The organism is Nonomuraea sp. NPDC049378 (assembly GCF_055586745.1).
The window spans coordinates 204,393-231,358 of the sequence record NZ_JBVJHP010000005.1 but is presented as its reverse complement, the minus strand read 5'-3'; the positions used below and the strand labels follow the sequence as shown (position 1 = coordinate 231,358).

The window sequence follows — 26,966 nt, the reverse complement described above, 5'->3', positions numbered from 1 at the left end:
AATCAGCCCCCGTCACAGGTGACACGCGCGCAAGGTGTGGGCCCATGAGCTCGGTCGTTCTCGACAAAGTGACCAAGGTGTATCCGGGCGACTACCTCGCAGTCGACCGCCTCAGCCTGCAGGCGGAAGCCGGCGAGTTTCTCGTCCTGCTCGGCCCTTCCGGGTGCGGGAAGTCCACGCTGCTGCGCATGATCGCCGGCCTGGAGGAAATCACCGAAGGCGAGCTCTGGCTCGACGGCCAGATGGCCAACCATCTGGCCCCGCGCGATCGTGACGTCGCCATGGTGTTCCAGAACGGCGCCTTATATCCGCACAGGACCGTACGCGGCAACATCGCCTTTCCCCTGGAGATCGCCAAGGCGGACCCGGGAATGGTGCGCGAGCGCGTCACCGAACTCTCCAAGGCCCTGCACATCGACGAGACGCTCGAGCGCCGCCCCGGCACCCTCTCCGGCGGCCAGCGGCAACGCGTCGCGATGGGCCGGGCCATCGTCCGCCAGCCCAAGCTGTTCCTCATGGACGAGCCCCTGTCGAACCTCGACGCGGGCATGCGCACCGAACTGCGCATGGAGATCTCGGCCCTGGTCAGATCGCTCGGCGTCACCACCATCTACGTGACCCACGACCAGGTCGAGGCGCTGACCCTGGCCGACAGGATCGCCATCCTCAACCGCGGCGTCCTCCAGGACGTCGGCACCCCGGCCCAGATTTACAACGATCCAGCCACAGCCTTCGTGGCGGCCTTCCTCAACTCCCAGCAGCTCAACCTGTTGGCGGCCAACGTCAGGACACCGCAGAACCAGTACGTCATGCTCGACTTCGGCCCGCACCGGCTGACCATGCCGTGGAGCGATCCCAGGGCGTACGCGATCTCCCAGCACACGGGCGGGCAGGTCCTGGTCGGCCTGCGCCCCGACGGGCTGGCGCCGGTGCCGGAGACATACGACGGGCCCTCGTTCTACGGGCGGGTGCGGGCGCTGGAATATCACGGGCACGAGTGGCTCGCCTACCTCGAGTCGGGGATGTCGTTCGCGCCGGTGCCCGAGCCGCCGGACCCCGCCCGGCGCGTCAACGGCTCGAAGAACGGATCAGGAAGGCTGACAGGGCTGGTGAAGCGGCTGTTCTCGCAGCAGGAGGAGCACCAGGAGCAGGAGCGGGTGGGTCAGCACCCCAACAGCGGCATCCACCGCCGTTCCGACCTCATCGTCCGGCTGGGCAACCGTCCCGTCTGGCGTGCCGGCGACCCCGCCAAGGTGGGCGTCGACCTCAGCCGTGTCATGATCTTCACCCTGGACGGCGCCCGCATCGACCCCCCACGACGCTAGCCCGCTCCGGCGGGCATGCGAGAGTCCGCGCGCTGACCGCCGGGACCTGTCGGCCGAAGCTATCGTGGCCCGGCGAGGATGGCGGGGTCGAAGGAGATGGGAAACGGCTCGCTGATCGTCAGCGTGTCGCCCGCCTTGGCCTCCGCCGCCAACTCGTAACCCTGGCTTGCCAGACGGAAAACCTCGACGCGAGGTGCCCCGTCACCCAGAAGCTCCACTCTCATGAAGACGGGGATGCCTCCTGCGGCGTATTTGGGCGGCTTGACGTCGTAGTCGCGGCGGTGGCTGCCCCTGCCAGGGCTGACGATCTCCACGACGCAGACGACGTCGTCAGCCGCGAGTTTGGCCACCCCGGCCAGCATCGCCTCGGCGTGCCCCACCACGATGTCGGGGATCAACCCGTCGTCACCGATCTCGAGATTTCCCGTCTCAACGACCTCGTAGCCCCCGGTGCGGGCGTCATCAAGGATGCGGACGAGGCGTTTCGCCGCAATCGCGTGATCGTAGCCGGGCATGGGACTCACGACGTAACTCCCGTCGATCAACTCGATCCGCTCCCCTGTCTCAGGAAGCTTGAGCCAGTCCTCGACGGTGTAATCTTCGCCGGTCGGCGGCAGGGAGAACAGCCGCGCACGCCGGGGAGGCGAATGGGACTCGAGCCAGCCGTCCGCAGGCAGTGCGGTCATGTCCTCATCACCTTCCATGGTTTCGAGTCTCGCACGCACGTAGCACAGCGCCAAGCGTGGTCGAACAATCACCCCGAGTGACGAAGTCACCTTACCGTGCTTTTACCTGCCGCGTCATCACGACGCGGAGGTCCAGCGGGGGCCGCCGGGGGTGTCCTCCACGACCACGCCCCCGTCGAGCAGCGCCGAGCGCAGCGAGTCGGCGAGCTCGTAACGTCCCTCGTCGCGCAGCCTGGCGCGGAGCGCGATCAGCGGCTCCACCACGGCGCCCAGCCCCAGGGAGCGCAGGCGAGCCGTCGAGGCCGGCTCGCCGAGCCGGGCGATGAGCAGCCGCATCAGCTCCCTGGCCTGGTCGACCCCGCCGGAGTCCTCCTCGGTGTCGGCGGCCCACCTGACGATCTCGGTCTCCAGGTCGAGGACGGCCTGCGCGGCCGCCACCATGTCGGGTTCTGTCACGGCGGCGTTGAAGCGTTTCTCGCAGGCGCGCGCGGTCTCCTCCAGCGTCGCCCGGGCGGGCGCGGGCTCGGCCCCGGGCGCGGGCGCGGCCGGCCGGGAGACGGTGGCGCGGCCCTCGGCCAGGCGGCGGAGCTCGGCGAGGTCGGTGCGCGTCCCCGCGGCCAGGACGGCCTGTGAGCCCGGCCGCCGGACGGTCAGGCCGCCGCGGCCCGCCACGTGCGCGGACTCATCGTCCAGGTCGATGACGAGCGCCGTGTGCTCGTCGAGGCCGAGCACCGCCGTGCCGGGCGGCAGTTCGCGCTCCATGCGCGAGAGCCGCCGCTCGCCGAGATAGCAGTAGCGGGTGTCGTGGGTGCCGCCCTCGGCGTTGTCGAAGTGGGGGATCACCACGGCCCGCAGGCCGAGCGGCTCCAGCAGGTCGAGCCCCGCACGCCAGTGGGGCTCTGCGCCTGCCTTGTAGATCTCGTAGACCGGCACGGTGGCCAGGCCCGCGGTGCAGGCCGCCGCCGAGGCCAGCACGGTCACCCCCTGGCGGGCGCGTACGCGCGCCCGCAGGTCTCCGGCCACCCCCGAGGCGGCCCACCGGTCGAGCGCGTAGGTGGGACTGCCGGGGCCGGAGAACACCCAGTCGGCCCCGGTGACGCCGGCCGCCACCTCGACGTCCAGGCCGACGCTGCGGGCGAAGTAGCGTCGGGCGCGGGCGGAGATGTCGGCGCGGTTCTCCTGGAAGGCGTACGGGGTGTCGAGCAGGACGGCCCGCGGCCCCGCGCGCAGGGTACGCGCCGCGGCGCGGTGGATCTCGACCATGGTCGGGCTCGTCTCCCCCGACCCCATCAGCACCAGCGAACCGGGCATGCCTGTCGGCCTCTCTCTCGCACCTCATCGACTCCAGCCGGAACGGCCGAGCTGTTCAAGAGCGGGACGCATATGCGCATGTGACGCATCTGCACGTGGATGGCAGTAAGTTGGTGGCGGTGACGGGAAGACACATGGTCTCGGTTGAGACGCTCATGCTCCGGGTGGGCTCTGACGATCGCTGGTCCTACCGGCATGCACGTACCCAGCCGGAGCACGGCGAAAGCCCTGACGAGGCCGCCCGGCGGATCAGCGGGGTCACCGCCGCCGATCCGGCCACCGTCGTGCACTCCACGAGCTGGCGCTACGACCCCGCCGGCGAGATCATCCTGACGTACGCGGTGTGCCCCGATCCGGAGCCGTGGCTGCCCGCGGCCGAGCTGCCCGTGCTGGAGATCGCCCGGGGCCGGGCGCCCGCGACGCCGTCACCTGAGCGCGTCGCTCTGGCCCACGTGGTCGCGCACGCCGTCAGGCACCTGGCCCTCCTCCTCGCCGAGGACGCCGTCGTCGCGCGCGCGCTCCGGCTGCGCCCGGAGATCGCCCGGGCTCTCGAGCCGGTCGCCGCCCCTGCCTGAGAGGCGCCGGCCGAGCTCCTGCATGGGCTTCTCGACGAAGCGGTAGGTCAGCGCGCTGCCGGCCAGGATCAGGGCCAGGACCAGCACGGTCATGCCGATCTGCACCGGCAGCGCCGCCTTGCGCAGGTCGCCGGTGACCGCCACGAAGTACTTCAGCAGCGGGTGGTGCACCAGGTAGAGCGAGTAGCTGATCATCCCGAGCCAGGTGAGCACCTTGGGCAGCCGCCGCCCGCGCAGCGCCATGCCGCCCGCGAACGTGAGACCGGTCAGCACGATCGTGGTCAGCCACACGTCACCCTGCACCCACCACCAGCCGCTGGTCACGGCCCACAGGGGCGCCATCACGACCAGTGCCGTGGTGACCGCCACCGGCCACAGCCGCCCGTCGCCGCGCTCCCAGCGGTGGATGGCCGTGCCCGCGAACATCACCGCGACCACCGCCACCCCCAGCCACGGGACCCGGCTGCTCAGCAGCAGCAACAGCAGCGCCATCACCCCGAGCACGCAGGCGGCGGTGGTGCGGAACCGACCCGTGACGACGCACGCCAGCCCGACGGCGAACACCGCGCACGACACGTACGCCGGCCAGACGCCCGCCATGACCGCCCCCGACGTCACCAGTCCGACCACGACGGCGCCGGCCGCGAACACCATCGCCAGCAGCCCGCTGTGACCGTGGCCCCTCAGCAGGAAGAGCGCCGTGACCAGCAGGTAGAACACCATCTCGTACGACAACGTCCACATCGTGTCGGCCATGCCTCCGACGCCGACGACGTCGAGCAGCATGGTCGCGTGTGCGGCGACCGCGCTCGCGTCGCGCGGGACGGCCTCGCGCACCGGCACCCACCAGGCGAGGGCCAGCACCACGACGATCACGCTGAGGTAGAGGGGGTAGAGCCGGAAGAACCGGCTGAACCAGAACGTGCGCACGTCGCCGTGGCGTTCGAGGGAGACGGGGATGATGTAGCCGCTGACCAGGAAGAACACCAGGATGCCGTAGACACCGATGTTGAAGAAGTAGGGCCGGATCTGGGGGATGAACCAGGGCAGCATGTGCTCGGCCACCACCGCCATCGCACCTATGCCCCTCAGGGCGTCCAGCCAGGCGAGCCGGGTGGAGGGAAGCGGGTGAGGGGGCGCGGAGGCGGGGGCGGCTGCAGACACCCGCACCAACATACCCGTATCAGCCCAAGAGATGCGCCCGCGGGACGCTTCCCCGGATCACCAGCCGAGGCGGCCCTTGCCGGAGACGAGCGCGCGGGCGATCACCATGCGCTGGATGTCGTTGGTGCCCTCCCCGATCGCCATCAGCGGCGCGTCCCGGTAGAGCCGTTCGACGACGAACTCCTGCGAGTAGCCGTACCCGCCGTGGATCCGCATCGACTCCAGCGAGGCCTTCAGCGCCACCTCCGAGGCGAAGTACTTCGCCATCCCCGCCTCCATGTCCACCCGCTCCCCCCTGTCGGCCCGCGCGGCCGACCAGTAGGTGAGCAGGCGGGCGGCCTGGATCTCGGTGGCCATGTCGGCGAGCTTGAGCTGGATGGCCTGGAAGTCCGCGATCGGCTGCCCGAAGGCCGTGCGCTCCCGGGCGTAGGCGAGCGCCGCGTCGTAGGCCGCCTGGGCGACGCCGACGGCACGGGCCGCGATGTTGACGCGGCCGATCTCCAGCCCGCCGAGCACCTGCTGCATCCCGCGCCCTTCGACGCCTCCGAGCAGGCAGGACACCGGCACGCGCACCGCGTCGAGCACCACCTCGCACGTCTCGGTGCCCTTGTAGCCGAGCTTCGGCAGGTCGCGGCTGACGCTGAAGCCCTCCGCTGAGGGGTCGACGAGCAGCACCGACATGCCCCTGTGGGCGGGCTCCTCGATCGAGGTCTTGACGAGCACGGGCAGCGGGTCGGCGTGGCGGGCGTTGGTGATCCACGTCTTGGTGCCGGTCACGACGTAGTGGTCGCCGTCGCGTACGGCACGCGTCTGGATGCCCTGCAGGTCGGTGCCCGCGCCCGGCTCGGTGAGCGCGATCGCGGTGCGGCGGACGCCGCCGGCCAGGTCGGCCAGGTGGCGGCTCTTCTGCTCCTCGGTGCCGTGGCGGGCGATCATCCAGCAGGCCAGCGAATGGGAGCCGATGGTGCCCGCCACGCCCATCCAGCCGCGCGCGATCTCCTCGAAGACCAGGGCGAAGGAGACCATGTCGGCGCCCATCCCGCCGTACTCCTCGGGCACGCTGAGGCCGAACAGCCCCATCTGCTTCATCTTCTCGATGATCTCGGCCGGGTATCGGCCGGAGTGCTCCCACTCCATGGCCACCGGCTGGATCTCCTTGTCCACGAACGCCCGCAGGGTCTCGCGGAACGCCTTCTGCTCGTCCGTCAGCTCGAAGTCCATGGCTCTCGATCCGTCAAGGGGCCGTCGAAGGGGCCGTCAGAGAGGGCCGCTCCTGGCCCGCGGGAAGTAGTCCTTGTCGTGCGGCGCGTCGCGCTTGTAGACCATGACGGTGCGCGTCCACGACATGATCTCGTCGCCGTCCTGGTTGAGGCCGCGCGTGTAGCAGGTGACGATGCCCGCGTACGGGCGCGATCCCGACTCCCGTTTCGCGGTGACCTTCGACTCGGCGTAGACGGTGTCGCCCACGAACACGGGATGGGTGAGCCGGATGCCCTCCCAGCCGAGGTTCATGATCGCGGTCTGGCTGACGTCGATGACGGAGAGGCCGAGCACGATGGCCACGGTCAGGCCGGAGTTCACGATGATCTTGCCCGTGGGGGCCCTGGCGGCGAAGTGGGCGTTGAAGTGGTTCTGGTTGGTGTTCATGGTCAGGAGCGTGAACCAGGTGTTGTCGGCCTCGCTGATCGTGCGGCCCATGGGGTGCTGGTAGACGTCCCCGACGGTGAAGTCTTCGTAGTAGCGGCCGATGCTGGGCTCGTGAACGGTCAAGAGCGGCTCCTGTTCGCACCGATCACGTTAGTGACGAGGTGATCGCCCGGTCAATGACCCGCGCGTACGGACGTGGGCCGGGCGGCGAGCGTGGCGACCACGTCCACGATGCGCGCGGCGCGTTCGACCTCGGCGCGGTGGAACACCGGCCCGCCGGACCTGGCGACCACCACGTGCAGGCCCTGGGTGAGCACCGGGAGCAACATCAGCCGCAGCTCGCGGGCGTCGACGGTGATGGCCCGCGGCGGGCGCTCGGGCGGGTCGAACTCGGCGGGGGCGGCCAGCGAGGCGTGCCGCACGGCGCCGTCGGCCACGGCCACCGACCATTCCGCCCCGCACAGCCCGGGCAGCGCGTCCACCAGCGTCGCGAACCCTCGTGCGGGCTCGGCCGCGACGTGCATCAACAGGTCGTAGTCGGGGGCGGATCCCGGCATCTCCTTGGTCTGCCAGACCCCTTCCACGCGTACGCCGGGCATGGAGGACAGCCGCTCGCTCGCCTCGCACGGAGTGATCGGGCCCGGCCAGGAGACGGTGAAGTCGTCCACGGCGCGGCCGCACTCGCGTTCGAGCACGACGACCTGCAGGATGTCGGCTCCCAGCGCCCCCAGCGCCTTGGCGATCTGCCCCAGACCGCCTGGCCTGTCCGGAAGAGACACCCTCAGTCGCAGCAGCATCGCGCCCCCCTTTCCAGAGGCTCCCACAGTGCCGTGGAGAGATGTCGGGCATGTTCCACGGATGTGTCGCACATGCTGCGGTATATATCCCAGCATGCAGCGTTAAGTCCGGATTGTCGATAAAGCGTATTGCGGTTTTCCGCAGGTCATCGTATGGCGGACCGCATGGCCGGGTCCTCCCCTGATTTCTACAGTCGTCCCCATGATTTCCCTGAAGATAGCCGCTCTTTCGCTCGTCCTGACCTCTCTCGCACCCGCGGACGACCGTCTCGCGTCACTCGAACGACAGCTCGACAACCTGGTGAAGGCCAAGGCCCTGTCCGCGGCCCTGGTCCGGGTCAGCGACAAGGGAAAGGACTGGACGGCCGCCGCCGGATACCGCGACGTGGTCTCGCGCAAACCGGCCGACCCCGAAGGCCATTTCCGCATCGGCAGCGTGACCAAGACGTTCGTGGCCACCGTCGTGCTGCAACTCGCCGACGAGGGCAAGCTGTCACTCGACGACCCGATCTCCAAGCACCTGCCCGGCGCGTTGCCCGAGGGCAGCCCGATCACGGTGCGGCAGGTGCTGAATCACACCAGCGGGCTGTTCGACTACGCGGGCGCGGGCATCCCCGGCTGGTCGGTGCGCGACTTCCGGCCGGTCGAGTCGCGCTACGACCAGACGCCGGAGGAACTGCTGGCGGTCGGGCTGTCCAAGCCGCCGTACTTCAAGCCGGGCAAGGGCTGGCGTTACTCCAACACGAACTACGTGGTGGCCGCCATGCTGATCGAGAAGCTGACAGGCGGCTCGTACGCCGACGCCATCACCGCCAGGATCCTGCGACCCCTCCGCCTGACCCGCACGTCCCTGCCGGGGCACCGCCAGTCGATGCCCAAGCCGCACGCCCGCGGCTACGCCGTCCACAAGGGCAAGGTGGTGGACGCCACCCGGATCAACCCGTCCCTGGAGTACGGCGCAGGCGAGATGATCTCGACCACGGCCGACCTGGCCCGCTTCCTCGACGCCCTGCTGGGCGGGAAGCTGACCAGCACGTCCGCGCTCAAGCAGATGCGCACCACGCAGCCGGTGGCCGACGGCATGGGGTACGGGCTCGGCCTGCAGAAGTTCGACCTGACGTGCGGCAAGAGCGTCCACGGCCACAGCGGCGGCGTCTTCGGCTACATCACGTACGCGCTGCGCTCGGACGACGGCCGCACGCTCGTGATGTCCGGCAACCCCTACAGCGAGACGGCCTCCGCCGACGCCCTGCAGAAGGCCCTGGACACCGCGTTCTGCTGACCGAGGGCCTTCGGGAGCGTCGGCGCGCGGACGCGGAGCCGGAGCGCGCCACCGAGCCGGGGTCAGGCGAAGACGTCCTGCTGGTAGCGCCCGCCCTCCTCCAGCGCGGCCAGCCACGCCGCGCCGTCGCGGCCGGTCGCCCGGCGGTGGACGTCCAGCAGCGCCTGCCGCACGGCCGGCGCCATCCGCAGGCCGTCGCCGCAGACGTAGACGTGGGCGCCCTGCTCCAGCAGCTCCCACACCTCGTCCGCGCGCGCGGCGATGGCGTCCTGCACGAACCGGTACGGATGCCCCGGCACTGCGGAGTACGCGGCGTGCACGGTCACCACGTCCGACGCGGCCCAGGCCGCCAGCTCGCCCGCGTACAGCTGGTCGTGGTCCGGATGGCGGCAGCCGGTGAACACCGTGGCCCGCCCGGTCGCACCGGTCAGCGCCCGCTCCTCCAGGAAGCCGCGCAGCGGCGCGAACCCGGTGCCGGGGCCGACGAGGATCACCGGCGTGGCCGGGTCCTCGGGCAGCCGGAACGGCGGCGCGGGGACCCGGACGTAGCCGTAGAAGACGTCGCCCTCCTTCAGCCCCGCCAGGTAGGCCGAGCACATGCCGTGGTAGGTGCCGGAGCCGGACCAGGCGGGCCCTTCGACCAGGCCGACGGTGAGCCGGACGAGGCCGGGATCCGCCAGCGGCGAGGAGGAGACCGAGTAGTAGCGCGGCCTGATCGGCCCGGCCATCTCCAGGAAGGCGGGGAGCGGCAGCTCGATCGCCGGGAAGCGGTCGAGCAGGGCAAGCGGGGAGACCCGCTTGGCGAGGATCTCGTCGGCGTAGCTCGCGGTGAGCTCGGCGATCTGGCCGCGGGTCCACGGGCAGCCGGTGTGCGCGGCCATCGCCTCCAGGTCGGACCTGGTGGCCACCTCCTGCAACTCGGCGAACTCGGTCAGCAGCAGGCCCGCCGTGACCGGCGTGCCGACGGGCAGGTGGGTGGCTCCGACGGCGCGCAGCCGTACGACCCGGTCCCGGGGGACGCGCAGGCGGCCCAGCGCCCACTCCACCAGCTCGGGGTCGTTCTTGGCGAAGACGGCCACGTGGTCGCCCGCCGTGTACGTGACGCCCTCGGGCAGCCTGGCCACGATGGAGCGCACGCCGGGGCGGGGCGCCTCGATCGAGAAGTCCCAGAGTCCCGCGGGGTCGCCGGTCAGTTCCGCGGTCGAGACGACGGTCAGCGGGAAGGCCCGCTCGGACACGACCGCCGGCCGGACCTCGGTCTCGCTGAGCACCTCCATCTCGTAGCGGGGGCCGGCGCCCGCGGTGGGCGCGCTGTACTCGGCTGCCAGCGCCTCCCACAGCCGGGCCGTCCACGCCGACACGTCGCCGTCGAAGTCGCCGTCCGTGTCGGCCTCGCCGCGTTCGATCAGCGGCACGGCGCCCGCCGCCGTCAGCTTCTCGTACGCCCGTTTGGGGAACTCCTGGTACGTGGGCCACTGCGTGTTGCCGCAGCCCAGCACGGCCAGCCGCACCCCGGACATGTCGGGCAGCGACTCCAGGGCGTCGAAGCGCTGGGCGTTGTCGGGGGCCTTGCCGTTGTAGGAGGAGGCGACCACGACGAGCAGGCCCTCGTCCGGCGGCGTCAGCTCGTCCAGCGCCGTCAGCGTCGTGGCGAACCCGGCCCGCCCCGCCCGCTCGGCCAGGCGTTCGGCGAGGTCGGCGCTGGTGCCGAGGTTGGAGCCGTACGCGACGGTGAGGGGGACGCCGGTGACGGCGATCTCCTGCTGCTCGCTCTGCCGCTCCTGCGGAACGGCCACGACCGCCCGCTCGTGGGCGCGGCGCTCGCGGACCCTGAGCGTGAAGCCGTCCGGCTTGAGGGTGAGCGTCTGCTTGATCTTCATGCGGTAGACGCTCGGGTCGGACACGGCGAAGCGTCGCAGGATCAGCGCCAGGGCGAGCCTGGCCTCGGTGAGCGCGAACTGGCGGCCGATGCAGGCCCGCTCGCCGTTGCCGAACGGCTTGTACGCCGCCGGGTGGTGGTCCTTCTTCTGCTCGGGCAGCCAGCGGTCGATGTCGAACTCGCCGGGCCGGTCCCACGCCTTGGGGTGGCGGTGCAAGGCCGGCAGCAGCACGCCGGCCCTGGCGCCCTCGGGCAGGGTGTAGTCGCCGATCGTGGTGTTCTCGGCCGTGTTCCCGATCGGGCTCACGGCGAACAGCGGGATCGGCGACCAGACGCGCAGCGTCTCCTCCAGGACGCGGGGGATCACGTCGAGCTTCATGATCGTCTCGTAGGAGGGCGGCTCGTCGTCCGGCAGCAGCCGGTCCACCTCGTCGTACGCGCGGGCCAGGGTGTGGGGCTCGCGCAGGAGGTTGTACAGGGCGAAGGAGAGCAGGCCGCTGGTCGTCTCGTGCCCGGCGATCAGGAAGGTGAGGACCTGGTCGCGGATGTTCTCGTCGGACAGGCGGGCGCCGCTGCGCGGGTCGGACGCCTCCAGCATGAGCCCGAGCAGGTCCTTCGAGCCCGCCGAACTCCCGGAACGGCGCTGACTGATCACGTCGTCGACGAGCTCCTGCATGGTGGCGATGTCGCGGCGATAGGCCTCCTCGCGCCTGCGCTGCAGCTTGGTGACGAACGGGAGCTGCTGGTTGCGCAGCATGGCCTCGGTCAGCGCGCCGCCCATGGCCGTGAGGAACGGGTGCAGCTCGGGCGAGTCGAACGAGTGGAAGCGGTAGCCGAAGCCGGTGAGCGAGATCGTGTCCAGGGTGAGCCTGGTCATGTCGTCGGCGACGGGCAGGTCCTCCCCCTGGCGGCCGGCCCACGACGCGACGAGCTGCTCGGCGACCTCGAGCATCTGCGGGTAGTACGCCTTCATCGAGCGCTGGCTGAAGGCCGGCATCAGGATGCGGTGCGCCTGTCCCCAGACGGGCTCGTCCCGGTCGGCGGTGAACAGCCCGTCGCCGGCGAAGTCGCGCACGATCGACAGCGGCGGCCCGATGCGCTTGACGAACCGGCTCTCGTCGCACACCTCCGCGACGAGATCCGGGTCGTACACGAGAACGAGCGTGCGACCGGCGATCTCGAGCTGGAAGATGCCCTCGTCGTACCGGGAGGCGACCTTGACGAAGTGCTCCACCGGCGAGTGCGAGGGGATCTGCAGCGTGTTGCCCACGACGGGCAGGCCCGGCGGGGCGGGGATGCGTGCCATGAGAGAGCTCCCTTGAGTAGCCATACACCGTATGGCGGACGCTACCATACGGCGTATGGCTGTGAGCGCGCGCAGAGGAACGCCCCTGACACTGGAAGAGATCAGCTCGACGGCGCTCCGCCTCATAGACGAGGGCGGCGTGGAGGGGTTGTCCATGCGCAAGCTGGCGGCCGAGCTCGATGTCAACCCGATGTCGCTCTACCACCACGTGGCGAGCAAGGACGCGCTGATCCGGCTGATCTGCGCCACGATCCAGCAGCGCGTGCACCTCCCGCCGGACGACGGCACCTCCTGGCAGGGCCAGCTCAGGACGCTGGCCCTGGCCTACTACCGGCACGCGCGCAGCCACCCGGCCATGTGGACCTATCTGCACGCCCACCCGGAGATCATCGAGGACAGGACGCTGGTGATCTGGACGACCCTCTACCGCATCCTGCGGCAGGCCGGGGTGCCGGACCCCGAGCTGCGCAGGACGAGTGACGTGCTGCACGCGTTCGTCACAGGGCTGATCACGGCCGAGATCCAGGGCCACGTGCCGGACGACCCCGACGAGACGGCCCGCACCCTCGACACGGCCGTCCACCTGATGATCAATGGCCTGGCGAGCTATTCCGCCCGGTAGGCGGGCTCAGCCGGCGGCGGCCCAGACGGCCTCGAACGCCGCCTCGGTGATCTCGGTGAGCTCCCAGATCTCCAGCGGCTGGTCGGTCAGGAAGCCGTCGTCGTCCTGCAGCCGCCGCCACCAGTAGCGGCGGGCCGCCCGGTCGGCGCCCACCTCCACCTGCCTGACCGCCCAGTGCTCGCCGTCGCCCTCGACGCTCTCGAACAACCAGGCCCGACCGTCCTCGTCGCCCATGTGCCAGTAATGGCGTGGAGCGTCGGACTCGGCGAGCTGCCTCACCAGAGGCCCGCGAACATCGTGCAGCACGTCGCTCACTCTAGACCCGGCGCCGATGGCGCGGGTCAGCGCTGGTACGCCCCCGCGTCGGGCGAACCGGTCAGCGCCTTGCCCTTCATGTCCTTGGCGAAGGCCTTGCCGCCGTACCACGACGGGGGCAGGACGATGCCGCGGCCGAGCGCCGGGGAGCCGGCGCGAGGGCGCAGGTCGGTGCGGGAGGTGAACTTCGGATCGGCCATGACCGACTTCGGGCCCAGCTTGAACCTGGCCTTGCGGCCCTTGTACACGCTGCCGCCCTCGTCGGCGCCCTTGCCGTCCTCGAAGCCGGTCTCGCCGCCGACGACGATCACGTTGTTGCGCAGCTTCAGGATGGACGGCGCGCAGCCGTCGTGGCAGGACCAGCCGACGGTGTCGCGGGCCGGCAGGTAGACCGAGTTGTGCACGGCGACCGTGCCCTTGACCGGCCCGACGATGTGGCGGGGACCGCGGGTGATGAGGAAGGAGCCGCGCTTGCGGGAGGAGGTCACGACGTTGAAGGCGAACACGTTGCCGGTGGCGGTCTTGCCCTTCTTGGCCCCGAGCTCGGTGAACGTCTCGTTGTTGCTGGCGGTGTTGTGGGTGACGCGGTTGCGGTCGCCGCCGAAGACCTCGACGGCGGCGCCGTCGGTGCCGTAGTCCTCGCTCCTGGCGAAGCTGCCGGTGATGGTGTTGCGGGTCACCACGTTGTCGTCGCCGTTGAGCAGCACGCCGAAGGCGCCGGAGTCGTTGTCGCCGCCCTTGTCGTTGACGCTCATCCGGTTGTTGTCGGTGAAGACGCTGTCGCGGATGGTGTTGCGGGCGCCGGAGGGCGTGACGAAGGCGCCGGCGATGTTCTTGTCGGCCTGCACACCGATCAGCTCGTTGTCGTCGCCGTCGAGCCGGAAGCCGGCCCAGCGGCAGGCGGAGGCCCGCAGGCCGCTGATGCGCCAGTGATGGCCCTCGACCACGACGCAGTCGCCGCCGGAGCCGCTGATCCTGGGCCTGGCCCCGGAACCGTACGTCGTGATGGTGATCGGCTGGGCCTTCGTGCCGCTGGCGGTGAGGGTGATGGGGGCGGTGAAGCCGCTGCCGCGCCTGACGCTGACGGTGTCGCCGGGCTTGAGGTCGGAGATCGCCTGGTCGAGGGACTTCCACGCGGTGCTCGCGCTGGTGCCGGCGGCCGCGTCGTCGCCCGACCGGGAGTCGACGTAATACGTCGTTCCGGCGTGGGCCTGAGCCGCTGCCGGCGCGGCCGGCAGGAGCGAGACGATGACGGCTACGGGCAACACCCTCATGCGAGCACACCACTATCTAGTTGAAATGCTGACCACGGCAGAGGGCAACCGTAGCGTGATCAAGGGGCGGGATGCCACATGCGCGCTGACATCCGCAGCCTCCTTGGAGGTTCCGCCGGGACCGCAAGAACTTGCGCAATGCGCGACGGGATCCCCACACCTTCTGACCTCGCGACCGGCCGTTCCAGCGCGGGACGGTGATCTCTGCAACTTTCCGCAAGTTGCACTTGACCGCCGGAGAACGATCGCGGCATCCTTCACCAGACCATCCCGACATCTCGGGACATCCGGGGGAAGGACAGACATGCTCGGCAATGACGACTGGTGGCGCGACGCCGTCGTGTACCAGGTGTATCCCCGCAGCTTCGCCGACTCCGACGGCGACGGCGTCGGCGACCTCGAAGGCGTGCGCGGCCGGCTGCCCTACCTCGCGCGCCTGGGCGTGGACGCCATCTGGCTGAGCCCCTTCTACACCTCGCCGATGGCCGACGGCGGCTACGACGTGGCCGACTACCGGGACGTGGACCCCATGTTCGGCTCGCTCGGCGACTTCGACGCGCTCGTCGCCGGCGCGCACGAGGCCGGCATCCGGGTCATCGTGGACCTCGTGCCGAACCACTCCTCCGACCGGCACCCGTGGTTCCAGGCCGGGCTGCGCGACCGCTACATCTTCCGCGACCGGCCCAACGACTGGGAGTCGATCTTCGGCGGCCCCGCCTGGACCCAGGTCGAGGACGGGCAGTGGTACCTCCACCTCTTCGCGCCCGAGCAGCCCGACCTCAACTGGGAGAACCCGGAGGTGCGCGCCGAGTTCACGGGCATCCTGCGGTTCTGGCTCGACCGCGGCGTGGACGGCTTCCGCATCGACGTGGCGCACGGCATGGTCAAGGCCCCCGGACTGCCCGACGTGGGAGCGAAGGACGGGCGCCAGGCCGAGATGCTGGGCGGGGAGCAGGTGCCGTACTTCGACCAGGACGGCGTGCACGACATCTACCGCGAGTGGCGGCCGATCCTCGACTCCTACCCGGGCGGCAGGATGGCGGTGGCCGAGGCGTGGGTGTCCTCGCCGGAGCGGCTGGCCCGCTACATCGGCCCGGACGAGCTGCACCAGGCGTTCAACTTCGACTTCATGCTGGCCGACTTCCACGCCAAGTCGTTCCGTACGGTCATCGAGAAGTCGCTGAAGGAGGCGGAGCTGGTCGGGGCGCCCACCACGTGGGTGCTGTCCAACCACGACAAGCCGCGCCACGTCACCCGCCACGGCGGCCTGGCCCGCGCCCGGGCGGCCACGCTGCTCATGCTGGCCCTGCCGGGCTCGGCCTACCTCTACAACGGCGAGGAGCTCGGCCTGCCCGAGGTGCTCGACCTGCCGGACGAGCTGCGCCAGGACCCGGCGTTCCTGCGCCGCGGCGACAGCCGCGACGGCTGCCGGGTGCCGATCCCGTGGACCGGCTCCGGGGGCATGGGCTGGACGGACCCGTGGTTGCCGATCCCCGCCTCGTGGGCGGCGCTGTCGGCGCAGGCCCAGGAGGACGACCCCGGCTCCACGCTGAACCTCTACCGGGCCGCCCTGCGGATCCGCAAGGAGCACCCGGCGCTCGGCGGCGGGACGCTCGCGTGGCTCGACTCCCCCGAGGACGTGCTGGCCATCGAGCGCGACCCCGGCCTGGTCGTGGTGGTCAACACGGGCGAGGAGCCGGTGCGTCCCGACGTGACGGGCGAGGTGCTGCTGTCCAGCGGGCCGCTGCCGCGCGACGGCTCCGTCCCGCCGGACACCACGGTCTGGATCCAGCGCTCCACGGTTGGGTGAATCTTTGTCTTAACCCGACATATAGCGGCAATCACGCTCGGTAACCTCAGGGGATGGCACCCTGGTGGGCCAGGTCCCTGCGCGGACGCGTGACCCTCATCGCGACGGCCGTTGCCGCCCTCGTGTTCATCCCCCTCGCCATCGTCGGCATCGTGGTGGCCAGGTCCGTCATCGAGGCGAGCGTCTTCCAGTCGACGAGGGACACCGCCGAGCGCATCGCCGCCGAGATGCGCGGCGGCGCGCTCCCCGCGGGCGCCGCCATCCCGGTGGTCGACCCGTCGGTCGACCTGATCCAGGTCGTCGGCCCCAACGGGCAGGTCCTCGCCACGAGCGACGCGGCCAGGAACCTGCCGCCGCTCAGCGACGTGCGCCCCACGCAGGAGACCCAGGACATCAGCACCACGAACTGCCTGCCGAGCGAGTGCGTGCACCTGTCGGCGGTACGGGTGACCATCTTCGCCGACTCCCCCGTCGTGTACGCCGGCCGCAGGAGTCCCGACGTGCTCGACACCCGCGTTCTCGACGTGATCGTCCTCGTCCAGGTCGCGGTGCTGATCGCGCTGGCCTCGTGGACCACGTGGCTGGTCACGGGGAAGGCGCTGCGGCCGGTGGCGATCATGCGAGCCGAGCTGGACGCCGTCCGCGCCGGCGACCTGAGCCACCGGGTCTCGCAGCCGCCGGGCGACGACGAGCTGGCCCAGCTGGCCCGGTCCGTCAACAACACGCTGGCCCGGCTGGAGCGCTCCGCCGAGCAGCAGCGCCGGTTCGCCTCCGACGCCTCGCACGAGCTGCGCACCCCCATCGCCGGGCTGCGCGCCCAGCTCGAGAGCGCCCAGCTCTACCCGGAGGACACCGACGTCGAGTCGCTGGTGAGCGGCAGCCTGCGCGACACCGACCGCCTTGAGGCCATCATCACCGACCTGCTGCTCCTGGCCAGGATCGGATCCCAGGTGGACGCCGCCAAGGAGGACGTCGACCTGGCCGTGCTGGTGCGCCAGGAGCTGGCCACCCGCTCCGACAAGGTGCCCGTCCAGGTGGAGCTGGCGGAGGGGGTGGTGGTCGAAGGGGTACGCGTCCAGCTCGGCAGGGTGCTGACCAACCTGCTGGACAACGCCCAGCGGCACGCCGAGTCCCGGGTCCTGGTCACGGTCTCCCGCGCGGACGGCATGGCGGTGCTGGCCGTCGAGAACGACGGGATGGAGATAGCCGTGCAGGACCGCGAGCGCATCTTCGAACGCTTCACCCGCCTGGACGCGGCGCGCAGCCGTGACGCGGGCGGCACCGGGCTGGGCCTGGCCATCGCGCGGGACGTGGCGATGGCGCACGGCGGCCGGATCGCCGTCGAGGACCGCGCGGGCGGGGCGAGGTTCGTCCTGCGGCTTCCGCTCGCGCAGTGACGGCGCGCCCCCGTCCGGACCACCCGTGGGCCGGCCAGAGTCGCTCTACCGGATCCCCATGGAAAGTTAATGACGGTGACGCTGGCCGTTCAACCCGGCCTTCTAGCTTCTGGGTGCAATCCGACGTACCGAGGAGACCCACCGTGCGAGTCCTGGCCGTCATTCCCGCCCGCGGAGGTTCGGCGGGCGTTCCCTTGAAGAACCTCGCCCTGGTCGGGGGCGTGCCCCTGGTCACCCGCGCCGTGCGGGCGTGCCTGCGCGCCGAGCTCGTGGACGAGGTCGTGGTCAGCACCGACCACGCGGGCATCTCCGAGACCGCCAGGCAGGCGGGGGCGACCGTGGTCGACCGGCCCGAGGAGCTGAGCGGCTCGACCGCCTCCAGCGAGTCGGCGGTGCTGCACGCGCTCGACGCCCTCGGCGCCGACCCCGAGGTCGTGGTGCTCGTCCAGTGCACGAGCGCGTTCATCGACCCCGCCGACCTGTCGGCGGCGGTGCGCAAGGTGCTGGACGGCCAGGCCGACTCGGTCGTGTCGGGGCTGCCGACGCACGAGTTCCTCTGGACGGCCACCGGCGGGGGCGTCAACCACGACCCCGCCGTCAGGCCGCGCCGCCAGGACCGCGAACCCCAGTTCCGCGAGAACGGCGCCTTCTACGTCATGCGCACCTCCGGCCTGCGCGAGCGCGGGCACCGCTTCTTCGGCGAGGTCGCCGTGCAGCCGGTGCCGCCGCAGCACGCCGTCGAGATCGACGACCCCGAGGACCTGGAGCTGGTCCGTGCGCTGGCCCCGTTCCTCGACGAGCCGGAGCCGATCGACGTCGACGCGGTCATCACCGACTTCGACGGCGTGCACACCGACGACCGCGCCTACGTCGACTCGGAGGGCCGGGAGATGGTGCTGGTCAGCCGCTCCGACGGGATGGGCGTGTCGCTGCTGAGGCGCTCGGGTGTGAAGGTGCTGGTGATGTCGACCGAGCGCAACCCGGTGGTGGCGGCCCGCGCCCGCAAGCTGGGCGTGCCCGTGCTGCAGGGGCTCGCCGACAAGCGCACCGTGCTGCGCGACTGGCTGAACATCGAGGGTCTCGACCCGGCCAGGGTCGCCTACGTCGGCAACGACGTCAACGACCTCGGCCCGATGGCCGAGGTCGGCTGGCCCGTCGCGACGCCCGACGCGCACCCGCGCGTGCGCGCCGCCGCCCGCGTGGTGCTGACCAGGCCCGGCGGGTCGGGCGCGGTGCGCGAGCTGTGCGACCGGGTCGTGGCCGCCCGCCCCGCGGCACCCGTCGCCGAGGCGAGAACCGAGCGCAGGCTCGGCCCGGTGGCGATCGGTGACGTGCCGGTCGGCGACGGCGAGCCCGTCTACGTGATCGGCGAGATCGGCATCAACCACAACGGCGACCTCGACCTCGCCCGCCGCCTCATCGACGTGGCCGCCGACGCGGGCTGCCAGGCAGTCAAGTTCCAGAAGCGCACCCCGGCGATCTGCGTGCCCGAGGAGCAGAAGGGCCAGATCCGGCAGACGCCGTGGGGCGAGATGACGTACCTGGAGTACAAGGAGCGGACCGAGTTCGGCCACGACGAGTACCGCCAGATCGCGAAATACTGCGACGAGGGAGGGCTGCACTGGTTCGCCTCCCCATGGGACGTGCCGTCGGTGGAGTTCCTGGAGGAGATGGACGTCCTGGCGCACAAGGTGGCCTCGGCGAGCGTCGCCGACCACGAGCTGCTGCGTGTCCTGGCCGCCACCGGCAAGCCGGTCATCCTGTCGACCGGCATGTCGACGCTGCCGGAGATCGACCGGGCCGTCGAGATCCTCGGCACCGAGAAGCTGATCATGATGCACGCGACGTCCACGTACCCGCTGCCTCCCGAGGAGGCGAACCTGCGCACGATCACCACGCTCAAGGAGCGCTACGGCGTGCCCGTCGGCTACTCCGGGCACGAGCGCGGGCTGCAGATCTCGCTGGCCGCCGTGACGCTCGGCGCGGTCTGCGTCGAGCGGCACATCACGCTCGACAGGACCATGTGGGGCTCCGACCACGCCGCCTCCCTGGAGCCGGCGGGCCTTGAGCACCTCGTACGCGACATCCGCATCATCGAGCAGGCCATGGGCGACGGCGTCAAGCGCGTCTTCCCCGGCGAGCAGGCCCCCAAGGCCCGCCTGCGCCGGGTGACCGTCTGACCGGTCCGCTCAGTGATCAATCTCTCCGTCATCGTGCCGGTGCGGGACGGCGAGCGTTTCATCGCCGACGCGCTCGCCTCGCTCCGCCGCAACGCCCGGCACGACTTCGAGTTCATCGTCGTGGACGACGGGTCCGAGGACGCCACGGGCGACATCGTGGAGGACTTCCTCCTCGATCTGCCCGGGCTGAGCCTGGTGCGCAACCGCGCTCCCCTCGGGCTGGCCGACGCGCGCAACACGGGGCTGTCGGCCGCGTCGGGCCGGTACGTCACGTATCTGGACGGCGACGACTGGCTGGCCCCCGGCTACCTGGCGCGGCTCGTCGAGGCGGTCGACGGGCTCGGGTGCGACTTCGTCCGCACCGACCACGTCCAGGTCGAGGGCCGCAAGCGGGTCGTGCACCGGGCCCCGCTGGCCACCCCGAGGGGCGCGGTGCTCGACGCGCGCGGCGCCATCATGCCCGCTGGGGTCCGGACCATGGTGGACTACCCGTACGCGTGGGCCGGGATCTACCGGCGCTCCCTGGGCGACCTGCTGCACTTCCCCGGCTCGCTGCACACCGCCGAGGACCGTCCGTGGATCTGGCGGCTGCACAGGGAGGCCGCCACGTTCGCGGTCGTGTCGCTGGCCGGCGTGTTCTACCGGCGCATGGTCTCCGGATCGCTGACGCAGGTGGGCGACGAGCGCCAGCTGCACTTCTTCGACGCGTTCGAGCTGGTCTTCAAGGACGTGGAGCCGGAGTTCCTGCCCAAGGCGGTGCGGAACTTCTGCGCGCTGCTGGCCCACCACCTGGACATCGGCGACCGGTTCACGCCCGGGTTGCGCGCCCGCTTCGAGGAGCGCGGCGCGGGGATGGTGGGCGGGCTGCCCCCGGAACTGGTGGCGGAGTCGGTGGCGGGGATGGCCCGCGACCGCGAGGCGCTGCTGCGTGCCCTGGTGCCCGGCCTGCCCCCCAGCCCGCCCCCCAGCCCGCCCTTCAGCCGGCCCTTCAGCCGGCCCTTCAGCCGGCACAGCCGGGTCCGCCATGACCGGGAGGAGCCCCCGTGAAGGTCTTCTACGCCTCGACGTTGTTCGGGGCGATGTCGCTGGCCGCCGCCGTCGACGACGGCCGGTTCGGAACCGGCCGGCGTGTGCTCGTGGTGTCGAACAACGCGGCCGTGCCCGAGGTGGCGACGCCGCTCGACGGGGCGCCCGGCTTCGCGCCGCTGCGCGGCCGCTTCGACGAGGTCGTCTCGTGGAACGAGCTCATCGCCCCCTTGCATCCGTCCGACTGGCGGGCGCGGGTCGTCGAGGTGCCCATGATGGAGCGTCTGATCCGCTCCCGCTGGGGGCTGGACGGAGTCGAGGAGCTGGTGGTGGAGTCGATCGCGGTGCCGCCCGCCCGCACGATCGCGGGGCTGGTGCGCGACTGCCCGATCACCGTCTACTCCGACGGGCTGATGAGCTACGGCCCGACCCGCGACCCGCTGCCCGCCGAGATCTTCCGCCGCGTGGGGCGGCTGCTCCACCTGGACCTCGTGCCGGGGCTGACGCCGCTGCTGCTCAGCGAGTACGGCGTCGCGCCCGAGCTCCTGCCAGGCGAGCGCTTCCTGTCGGTGCTGGACGAGGTGGCCGCCGCCGCGCCCGGGCCGCCCGCCGGACAGGCGGTGATCCTCGGCCAGTACCTGTCGGCGCTGGAGATCGTCACGCCGGAGGAGGAGGCGGCGCTGCACGAGACGATGCTGGCGGCGCTGGCCGCCCGCGGCTGCACCCACGTCGTGTTCAAACCGCACCCTGCCGCCGGGCGCCGGCACGCCAGGCTCCTGCGTGCCGCGGCCGGGCCTCTGGGGGTGGAGCTGTCGGTGGCCGCCGAGAGCGTGCCCGCCGAGGTGTGCTTCGCGGCGCTGCGGCCCGAGCTGGTCGTGGGCTGCTTCTCGACCGGGCTGGTGACCGCGCGGCGCTATTTCGGGCTGCGGGTCGCGTCGTACGGCACCGGCATGGTGCTGGAGCGGCTGACGCCGTACGAGAACAGCAACAGGGTCCCGGTCACGATCGTGGACGCGCTGCTGCCCCGGCTGTCGGCGGAGGGCGTGATCGAAGAGCCGCCCGCCGTGGACCTGCCCGGCCTCGTGCGGGCCGTGGGCTACTGCATGCAGGCAGGCACCTATCCGGAGCTGCGGCCGGACGCCATCACGTTCGACGCCCGCTACTTCAAGCGCAGGCGGCTCGAGGCGCTGGACCTGGTGGCCCCTCCCGCCAGGTCCGGCGCGCTGACCAGGCTGCGCAGGAAGCTCAGATCAACGATCTGAGCCCGGCTAGGACGGCGCTGCTAGGACAGGGCTGCTAGGACAGGGCTGCTAGGACAGGGCCTTCAGATAGCGGCGCATGCGGCGCTTGGCGCGGTAGCCCGCTCGCAACATCGTGGGATGGACCTCCACCCGCAGCCGGGCCCTGCGCCGGGCGGCGGCGTGCTCGGGCCCGTCCAGCAGCGACCGGGCGGGCGTGCCCGGCCGGTCGCTCACCAGCCCGGCCAGCAGCCCCGCCCAGGCGTCGCGCTCCGGCGGGTGGAAGTAGTTGGCCGCGCACCACTCGGCCGAGGCGGTGCGGAAGTCGCCCTTGGCCAGGTCGTCCAGCGTGCCCAGCAGGCCGCTGCCCTCGAACACCAGGTTGATCAGCTCGGCGCTGACGCCGAAGTCGCTCAGCACCAGCGAGGGCACGCCCAGCGCGATCGCCTCCAGCGCCGCCGTCGAGCTCACCGTGACGAACCCGGCCGCCCGCGTGAGGTGGTCGTGCATCGGCCCGGCGGCGAAGGCGAGCCGCCCGGGCTCGCCCATCTCCCGCCACAACCGCTGGTAGTGGTGGCGCTCGTTGTGCGTCTGCCGCTCGTCCTCCAGGGCGCGCAGCTTGACCACCACGTCGAGCTCCGGCCGCCGCCCGGCGAGCTCGGCGAGCGCCAGCAGGACGCGCTCGCGCTCCTCGCGCGGGCGCGGCACCTTGGCCTGGGTGGCGAACACGATCCGGTTCCCGCCCTCGGCCACGGCGTCGGGACGCAGGAACGGCAGCCTGGCCAGGCCGAGCGCCCCTCCCCCGCCGAGCCGGCCGGCGATGTCGCGGAACTCGGCCACCTCCCGCTCGCTGTGCACCACGAACAGGTCGCAGCCGCTGCGGAACACCCACGCCTTCTCCGTGGCCGGCACCGAGATGCCCGGCAGCCCGCCGACGAACACGGGCCTCGGTTTCAGCCCCGCGAACACCTCGGAGACCAGCACGTCCACGACCGGGCCCGTGCAGGCGACGAGGATCACGTCGGGCTGCGTGCGCTCGGCCAGCCTGCGCACCGACCGCGCCGACAGCACCGGCGGCGCCTCTCCCCGGCCCGCCCGGCCCTCTATCGGGCCGCTCACCGCCGCGGCGATCTGCTCGGGCGAGGGCGCGATCGGCGTGCGCACCACCGCCAGCTCCGTCACGCTCCCGGTGGGCAGGTCGCCGAGCAGGCAGGCCGCCCACTTCAGGTACGAGTCGGAGTCGGCAACCGCCAGCACTCTCACCCAGACACTCCAGTCAAATGCGAGCGCAGGGCAGGTTCCGCCCTGCTGGTCCACCAGTCATCGGGAACGTTCACGGGCTCGATGGCGACACCGCGCGGGCTGAGCAGCACCCGCAGCGAGGTGATCGCCGTCGAGGGGAGGCTGAGGACGCGCTGGCCCGCGTCCAGCCCGCGCAACGCCAGCTCGGCGGGCACGCCCGCGTCGTGCACGGTGATGCCGGGACGCTCCCGGATCAGGGCCACGTCCACCGGGTCCTCGCGGCGGTGCGGGTAGTAGGCGAGCGGTTCCCGCGCCGCCAGCTCGCTCAGCCAGCGCAGGTAGTGGTCGCGGTGCACGAGGCCGTTCCTGACGAGCGAGGTGCCGAGCACGATCGTGCGCTCGTCCGGCCCTTCCGCGCTGGGCGGCTGGGCGCGCAACCAGGCGAAGTCGTGGCGTACGAGGTCGACACCGGCACGGCGGACGGCGGCGGCGAGCTCGCCGGTCACGGGCAGCGCGGTGAAGACGGAGACCTCGCTCATGCGCAGCCGCAGCGCGGCGGCCAGGCCGAGCGCCGAGCGCGCCACGGTGGGCCTGGCGCGGGCCCGCAGCAGCGGCCGCGAAGGCCGGGCGGCCAGCAGCTCCAGCAGCCGGAGCGTGGCCAGGCCGTCGTCGACGATGACGATGCGTCCCGAGGTGATGCCGGTGCCGGAGGTGAGCCAGCGCAGCTGGACCTTGCCGGAGAAGGCGTCGCCGACGGCGTGCAGTCGTCTCGGCATGTTCTCGCGCGGCTCGGCCAGTTCGAGCCCGTCGGGCAGCCCGAGAGCACGCAGCTCCCGTCGGGTCGCCGTCAGCGGGCGCAGCCCCGCCCGCGGCACGACGGCCGTGGCGGTCCCGAGGAGCCCGGCGTGGTGGGCCTCGACGGCGCACAGCATCTGGAGCGGTGACTCCACCCAGGCCGACGCCTGTTCGACCACTCCAGTCCTCCCAGCCGGGTGATGGCGCGTTCACGACCGCTTCAAGCTAGCCCGGCCGCCTTAAGCGGCCAGAAACGGTGCGTGAACAATGGAGGCCATGAACTCGCTCATGCTCAACACGGACGGCGTGCAGATCCCGCAACTCGGCTTCGGCGTCTGGCAGGTGCCTGCCGGCGAGGCCGAGCAGGTGGTGACGACGGCGCTGGAGGCCGGCTACCGGCACATCGACACCGCCGCCGCCTACGAGAACGAGGAGGGCGTGGGGCGTGCCGTGCGCGCGTCCGGCCTGCGCCGCGAGAAGGTGTTCGTCACCACCAAGCTGCGCAACGCCGACCACGCCCGCACGGAGCAGGCCTTCGACGAGAGCCTGGCCCGGCTGGGGCTCGACTACGTCGATCTCTATCTCATCCACTGGCCGGTGCCGAAGCAGGACAAGTACGTACAGGCGTGGAAGGCGATCGAGAAGATCTACCGTGACGGGCGGGCCAAGGCCATCGGCGTGTCCAATTTCACCGTCGGCACGCTCACCCGGCTCATGAACGAGACCGACATCACACCCTCCATCAACCAGATCGAGCTCCACCCGTACTTCCAGCAGCGGGAGATGCGGGCCTTCCACGAGGCCAACGGCATCCTCACCGAGGCGTGGAGCCCGCTCGGCCAGGGCAAGGGGCTGCTCGAGGATCCGGCGCTCGCGGTGCTGGCGGACAAGCACGGCAAGACTCCCGCGCAGATCGTGCTCCGCTGGCACCTGCAGCTCGGCAACGTCGTCATTCCCAAGTCCGTGACGCCGTCGCGGATCGCCGAGAACGTCGACGTGTTCGACTTCATCCTCGATCCGGAGAGCATGGCCGCCGTCGGCGCGCTGAACAGGGGCCTTCGCATCGGAGGCGATCCTGACACGTTCAATTTGATCTGATGCGTCTAGCATCTTCCGCGTGCGGGACTTCACGTGGGGCATCGCGGCGACGGGCGTCATAGCGCGGACTGTGGGAGCGGCGATCGTGGCCGAGCCCGGGATGCGGGTGGGCGCCGTCGGCTCCAGGAATCTGCGGCGGGCGCAGGCCCTGGCGTCCGCGCTGGGCGCGGAGTCGGCGTACGGCTCCTATGAGCGGTTGTGCGCCGACCCTGCGGTGGACGCGATCTACGTGGCGACGCCGCACACCGAGCACCTGCGGGTCGCGCAGGCCGCCATCGCCGCGGGCAAGGCCGTGTTGTGCGAGAAGCCGCTGGCCGCGACCGTGGACGACGCGGAGAAGATGGTACGCCTGGCGCGCGAGGCGGGCGTGTTCCTGATGGAAGCGTGGATGCGGTTCAACCCGCTGATCCGCCTCATCGCCGCCGACGAGCGGTTCGGCGACATCCGGTCGGTGCAGGCCAGTTTCGGCTTCGCCATGCCGTACGATCCGGCGCACCGGCTGTGGGCCCCGGAGCTGGGCGGGGGCTCGCTGCTCGACCTGGGGGTCTACCCGTTCGGCCTGGCCCAGCTGCTTCTGGGCATGCCCACCGGCCTGCGCATGACGGGCTCCCTGGCGCCGAGCGGGGTTGACGCGGAGGCGGGCGGGGTGTTGCTCTATCCCGGCGGCAGGCGGGCTTTCGTGGAAACCTCCTTGCTGGGGAATTACCCGAACCAGGCCTGTGTTGTAGGTACGCGGATGCGGGCGGACATCCACGCGCCGTTCTGGGCGCCGGAGCGGATCGTCCTCACCGGGCCTTCCATGGAGCCGGAAGAGCATGTGCTCGATCCGGCCGACAACGGATACGCCGGTGAGCTCCGCGAGGTCCGCGCCGCCACGGCCGAGGGCAGGACCGAATCCCCGATCATGCCCCTTGACGAATCCCTTGCCATGTCAGGGCTTCTGGCCGACGCTCGCCGGCAACTGGCCTAGCTGGGCCTTTATGCAGTTGTAATCCTCTTGCCTCATGTATTACCTTGTGGGGCATCTTACGGCATACGTCCGGTTTGTCCGGCTATGTCTGACCATCGCACGATAGATCACAGGATCGTCCTGTGACCGCTGAATCCGCATCACGCGGAACCGGGGACCCAAGTCCTTTGGGGTGAATCGGCACTCCGGTGCCGTAGGGCAGCTTCCACGCCCGAACCCGTCAGCTAACCCGGTAAGCGGCATGGAAGCAAGGAGTTACCCCCTCGATGGCCACGTTCCGTCTTACCGCAATCCCCAAGCGAACCATCACCTGCGCCGCGCTCGGCGCCAGCGTCCTCGCCTCGGCCCTCGGCGTCAACGTCGCCGCGGCCAACGCCGACACCCCGCCCGCGGACAAGCCGGCCGCCGTCTCCCCGGTGACCGACTCCAAGAAGCGCGCGGCCAAGGAGACCACGGTCAACGTGACCGCCTCCCAGGTGCTGGACTTCGCCAAGTCCCAGGTCGGCACCTCCGAGAACGCCGCCGGCGGCGGCACCCCGTACCAGAAGTGGTACGCCGACTCGCGGCGCGCCGCCGAGACCATCGCCCGCGACGGCGGCAACCGGGCCGCGTACCTGAACGCCGCCTGGTGCTCGATGTTCGTCTCCTGGGTCGGCGAGCAGACCGGCGCCCGCCCGCAGATCGGCTGGGACGCCTACACCGTCACCCACGCCAAGTGGTTCGCCGCCAACGACCGCTTCGGCACCAAGGCCAAGCCCGGCGCCGTGGTGTTCTTCTCCTGGGACGGCGGCAAGAAGATCACCGACATCCAGCACGTCGGCTTCGTCGTGAAGGACAACGGCGACGGCACCATCTCCACGATCGAAGGCAACACCGGCAACGGCAAGGTCGAGGAGCGGACCCGTCCGAAGTCCCAGGTCGTCGGCTACGGCTACCCCGAGTACGCCGCCTGACCCCGATCACCGCGAGCGAGCGCGCGTCCCGTGCGGAACGCGCGCTCGCTCGCGTTTCCGCCCCGCCACCCGGG

General features: G+C 71.2%; 22 protein-coding genes and 1 riboswitch. Of the genes, 11 read left to right on the top strand and 11 right to left on the bottom strand.

The genetic code is table 11. From position 1 onward, the window contains the following. Positions 1–44: 44 nt before the first annotated feature. A complete protein-coding gene (locus tag ACZ6SA_RS13160) occupies positions 45–1,325 on the top strand; it encodes an ABC transporter ATP-binding protein (RefSeq protein WP_465828029.1) in 1,281 nt (426 codons plus the stop codon). 59 nt (positions 1,326–1,384) lie between these two features. Here ACZ6SA_RS13160 and ACZ6SA_RS13155 read toward each other — a convergent pair whose 3' ends face one another. The 6 genes from ACZ6SA_RS13155 to ACZ6SA_RS13130 form a co-directional block, all read right to left on the bottom strand. Further along, positions 1,385–2,029 carry a Uma2 family endonuclease gene (locus ACZ6SA_RS13155; protein WP_465828027.1) on the bottom strand — a complete coding sequence of 215 codons (645 nt, stop codon included), beginning with the start codon at positions 2,027–2,029 and terminating at the stop codon, positions 1,385–1,387. A 99-nt stretch (positions 2,030–2,128) separates the two neighbouring features. Next, positions 2,129–3,322 (bottom strand): type 1 glutamine amidotransferase family protein, encoded by a 1,194-nt coding sequence (locus tag ACZ6SA_RS13150; protein ID WP_465828025.1) that lies wholly within the window; start codon positions 3,320–3,322, stop codon positions 2,129–2,131. Positions 3,323–3,747: 425 nt separating this feature from the next. Beyond that, positions 3,748–5,061 carry an acyltransferase family protein gene (locus ACZ6SA_RS13145; RefSeq protein WP_465828023.1) on the bottom strand — a complete coding sequence of 438 codons (1,314 nt, stop codon included), beginning with the start codon at positions 5,059–5,061 and terminating at the stop codon, positions 3,748–3,750. 57 nt (positions 5,062–5,118) lie between these two features. Then, entirely contained in the window at positions 5,119–6,282 is a 1,164-nt protein-coding gene (locus ACZ6SA_RS13140; protein ID WP_347647290.1) for an acyl-CoA dehydrogenase family protein, read from the bottom strand. Between the two features lie 36 nt (positions 6,283–6,318). Beyond that, positions 6,319–6,831 (bottom strand): MaoC family dehydratase, encoded by a 513-nt coding sequence (locus tag ACZ6SA_RS13135; protein ID WP_443155089.1) that lies wholly within the window; start codon positions 6,829–6,831, stop codon positions 6,319–6,321. Positions 6,832–6,881: 50 nt separating this feature from the next. Next, a complete protein-coding gene (locus ACZ6SA_RS13130) occupies positions 6,882–7,505 on the bottom strand; it encodes an ACT domain-containing protein (protein ID WP_347647288.1) in 624 nt (207 codons plus the stop codon). Positions 7,506–7,707: 202 nt separating this feature from the next. On the opposite strand from ACZ6SA_RS13130, the gene ACZ6SA_RS13125 reads away from it, so the two are divergent. Next, entirely contained in the window at positions 7,708–8,787 is a 1,080-nt protein-coding gene (locus ACZ6SA_RS13125; RefSeq protein ID WP_347647287.1) for a serine hydrolase domain-containing protein, read from the top strand. A gap of 62 nt (positions 8,788–8,849) precedes the next feature. Here ACZ6SA_RS13125 and ACZ6SA_RS13120 read toward each other — a convergent pair whose 3' ends face one another. Next, positions 8,850–11,972 carry a bifunctional cytochrome P450/NADPH--P450 reductase gene (locus ACZ6SA_RS13120; protein WP_465828019.1) on the bottom strand — a complete coding sequence of 1,041 codons (3,123 nt, stop codon included), beginning with the start codon at positions 11,970–11,972 and terminating at the stop codon, positions 8,850–8,852. A 55-nt stretch (positions 11,973–12,027) separates the two neighbouring features. Here ACZ6SA_RS13120 and ACZ6SA_RS13115 point away from each other — a divergent pair, with 55 nt between their 5' ends. Continuing rightward, entirely contained in the window at positions 12,028–12,594 is a 567-nt protein-coding gene (locus ACZ6SA_RS13115) for a TetR/AcrR family transcriptional regulator (RefSeq protein ID WP_465828017.1), read from the top strand. Between the two features lie 6 nt (positions 12,595–12,600). Here ACZ6SA_RS13115 and ACZ6SA_RS13110 read toward each other — a convergent pair whose 3' ends face one another. Both ACZ6SA_RS13110 and ACZ6SA_RS13105 read right to left on the bottom strand, forming a co-directional pair. Continuing rightward, positions 12,601–12,900 (bottom strand): hypothetical protein, encoded by a 300-nt coding sequence (locus ACZ6SA_RS13110; protein ID WP_443155092.1) that lies wholly within the window; start codon positions 12,898–12,900, stop codon positions 12,601–12,603. 35 nt (positions 12,901–12,935) lie between these two features. After that, positions 12,936–14,183: a right-handed parallel beta-helix repeat-containing protein gene (locus tag ACZ6SA_RS13105; protein ID WP_465828015.1), complete on the bottom strand. Its 1,248-nt coding sequence runs from the start codon at positions 14,181–14,183 to the stop codon at positions 12,936–12,938. A gap of 304 nt (positions 14,184–14,487) precedes the next feature. On the opposite strand from ACZ6SA_RS13105, the gene ACZ6SA_RS13100 reads away from it, so the two are divergent. The 5 genes from ACZ6SA_RS13100 (at position 14,488) to ACZ6SA_RS13080 (ending at position 21,858) form a co-directional block, all read left to right on the top strand. Beyond that, positions 14,488–15,993: a glycoside hydrolase family 13 protein gene (locus ACZ6SA_RS13100; RefSeq protein ID WP_465828013.1), complete on the top strand. Its 1,506-nt coding sequence runs from the start codon at positions 14,488–14,490 to the stop codon at positions 15,991–15,993. 53 nt (positions 15,994–16,046) lie between these two features. Next, on the top strand, positions 16,047–17,390 hold the full coding sequence (locus ACZ6SA_RS13095) for a sensor histidine kinase (RefSeq protein ID WP_465828011.1): 1,344 nt from the start codon (positions 16,047–16,049) through the stop codon (positions 17,388–17,390). Positions 17,391–17,533: 143 nt separating this feature from the next. Next, positions 17,534–19,570 carry an N-acetylneuraminate synthase family protein gene (locus tag ACZ6SA_RS13090; protein ID WP_465828009.1) on the top strand — a complete coding sequence of 679 codons (2,037 nt, stop codon included), beginning with the start codon at positions 17,534–17,536 and terminating at the stop codon, positions 19,568–19,570. A 12-nt stretch (positions 19,571–19,582) separates the two neighbouring features. Further along, positions 19,583–20,617, top strand: a complete 1,035-nt coding sequence (locus tag ACZ6SA_RS13085) for a glycosyltransferase family 2 protein (RefSeq protein ID WP_465828007.1) — start codon at positions 19,583–19,585, stop codon at positions 20,615–20,617. Next, on the top strand, positions 20,614–21,858 hold the full coding sequence (locus tag ACZ6SA_RS13080; RefSeq protein ID WP_465828005.1) for a polysialyltransferase family glycosyltransferase: 1,245 nt from the start codon (positions 20,614–20,616) through the stop codon (positions 21,856–21,858). The genes ACZ6SA_RS13085 and ACZ6SA_RS13080 overlap by 4 nt, the downstream gene beginning before the upstream one ends. Positions 21,859–21,906: 48 nt before the next feature. Here the strand turns inward: ACZ6SA_RS13080 and ACZ6SA_RS13075 are convergent, their stop codons facing one another. Both ACZ6SA_RS13075 and ACZ6SA_RS13070 read right to left on the bottom strand, forming a co-directional pair. Next, positions 21,907–23,097, bottom strand: a complete 1,191-nt coding sequence (locus ACZ6SA_RS13075) for a DUF6716 putative glycosyltransferase (RefSeq protein WP_465828003.1) — start codon at positions 23,095–23,097, stop codon at positions 21,907–21,909. After that, on the bottom strand, positions 23,094–24,050 hold the full coding sequence (locus ACZ6SA_RS13070; RefSeq protein ID WP_465828001.1) for a hypothetical protein: 957 nt from the start codon (positions 24,048–24,050) through the stop codon (positions 23,094–23,096). The genes ACZ6SA_RS13075 and ACZ6SA_RS13070 overlap by 4 nt, the downstream gene beginning before the upstream one ends. 97 nt (positions 24,051–24,147) lie before the next feature. On the opposite strand from ACZ6SA_RS13070, the gene ACZ6SA_RS13065 reads away from it, so the two are divergent. The 3 genes from ACZ6SA_RS13065 to ACZ6SA_RS13055 all read left to right on the top strand — a co-directional run bounded on the left by ACZ6SA_RS13065 (position 24,148) and on the right by ACZ6SA_RS13055 (position 26,892). After that, positions 24,148–24,969, top strand: a complete 822-nt coding sequence (locus tag ACZ6SA_RS13065) for an aldo/keto reductase (protein WP_465827999.1) — start codon at positions 24,148–24,150, stop codon at positions 24,967–24,969. Between the two features lie 19 nt (positions 24,970–24,988). Beyond that, positions 24,989–25,939: a Gfo/Idh/MocA family protein gene (locus tag ACZ6SA_RS13060; protein WP_465827997.1), complete on the top strand. Its 951-nt coding sequence runs from the start codon at positions 24,989–24,991 to the stop codon at positions 25,937–25,939. A gap of 117 nt (positions 25,940–26,056) precedes the next feature. Beyond that, a riboswitch (cyclic di-AMP (ydaO/yuaA leader) is annotated at positions 26,057–26,193 on the top strand. A 12-nt stretch (positions 26,194–26,205) separates the two neighbouring features. Continuing rightward, positions 26,206–26,892, top strand: coding sequence for a C40 family peptidase (locus tag ACZ6SA_RS13055; protein ID WP_465827995.1), 687 nt, complete (start codon positions 26,206–26,208; stop codon positions 26,890–26,892). Positions 26,893–26,966 lie beyond the last annotated feature (74 nt).

What these genes read in the sequence shown, in the direction of transcription:
- ACZ6SA_RS13150 (WP_465828025.1), bottom strand. Translation starts at nt 3,322, where the DNA reads ATGCCCGGTTCGCTGGTGCTGATGGGGTCGGGGGAGACGAGCCCGACC.
- ACZ6SA_RS13160 (WP_465828029.1), top strand. Translation starts at nt 45, where the DNA reads ATGAGCTCGGTCGTTCTCGACAAAGTGACCAAGGTGTATCCGGGCGAC.
- ACZ6SA_RS13125 (WP_347647287.1), top strand. Translation starts at nt 7,708, where the DNA reads ATGATTTCCCTGAAGATAGCCGCTCTTTCGCTCGTCCTGACCTCTCTC.
- ACZ6SA_RS13120 (WP_465828019.1), bottom strand. Translation starts at nt 11,972, where the DNA reads ATGGCACGCATCCCCGCCCCGCCGGGCCTGCCCGTCGTGGGCAACACG.
- ACZ6SA_RS13140 (WP_347647290.1), bottom strand. Translation starts at nt 6,282, where the DNA reads ATGGACTTCGAGCTGACGGACGAGCAGAAGGCGTTCCGCGAGACCCTG.
- ACZ6SA_RS13065 (WP_465827999.1), top strand. Translation starts at nt 24,148, where the DNA reads ATGAACTCGCTCATGCTCAACACGGACGGCGTGCAGATCCCGCAACTC.
- ACZ6SA_RS13130 (WP_347647288.1), bottom strand. Translation starts at nt 7,505, where the DNA reads ATGCTGCTGCGACTGAGGGTGTCTCTTCCGGACAGGCCAGGCGGTCTG.
- ACZ6SA_RS13055 (WP_465827995.1), top strand. Translation starts at nt 26,206, where the DNA reads ATGGCCACGTTCCGTCTTACCGCAATCCCCAAGCGAACCATCACCTGC.
- ACZ6SA_RS13115 (WP_465828017.1), top strand. Translation starts at nt 12,028, where the DNA reads ATGGCTGTGAGCGCGCGCAGAGGAACGCCCCTGACACTGGAAGAGATC.
- ACZ6SA_RS13155 (WP_465828027.1), bottom strand. Translation starts at nt 2,029, where the DNA reads ATGGAAGGTGATGAGGACATGACCGCACTGCCTGCGGACGGCTGGCTC.
- ACZ6SA_RS13105 (WP_465828015.1), bottom strand. Translation starts at nt 14,183, where the DNA reads ATGAGGGTGTTGCCCGTAGCCGTCATCGTCTCGCTCCTGCCGGCCGCG.
- ACZ6SA_RS13095 (WP_465828011.1), top strand. Translation starts at nt 16,047, where the DNA reads ATGGCACCCTGGTGGGCCAGGTCCCTGCGCGGACGCGTGACCCTCATC.
- ACZ6SA_RS13100 (WP_465828013.1), top strand. Translation starts at nt 14,488, where the DNA reads ATGCTCGGCAATGACGACTGGTGGCGCGACGCCGTCGTGTACCAGGTG.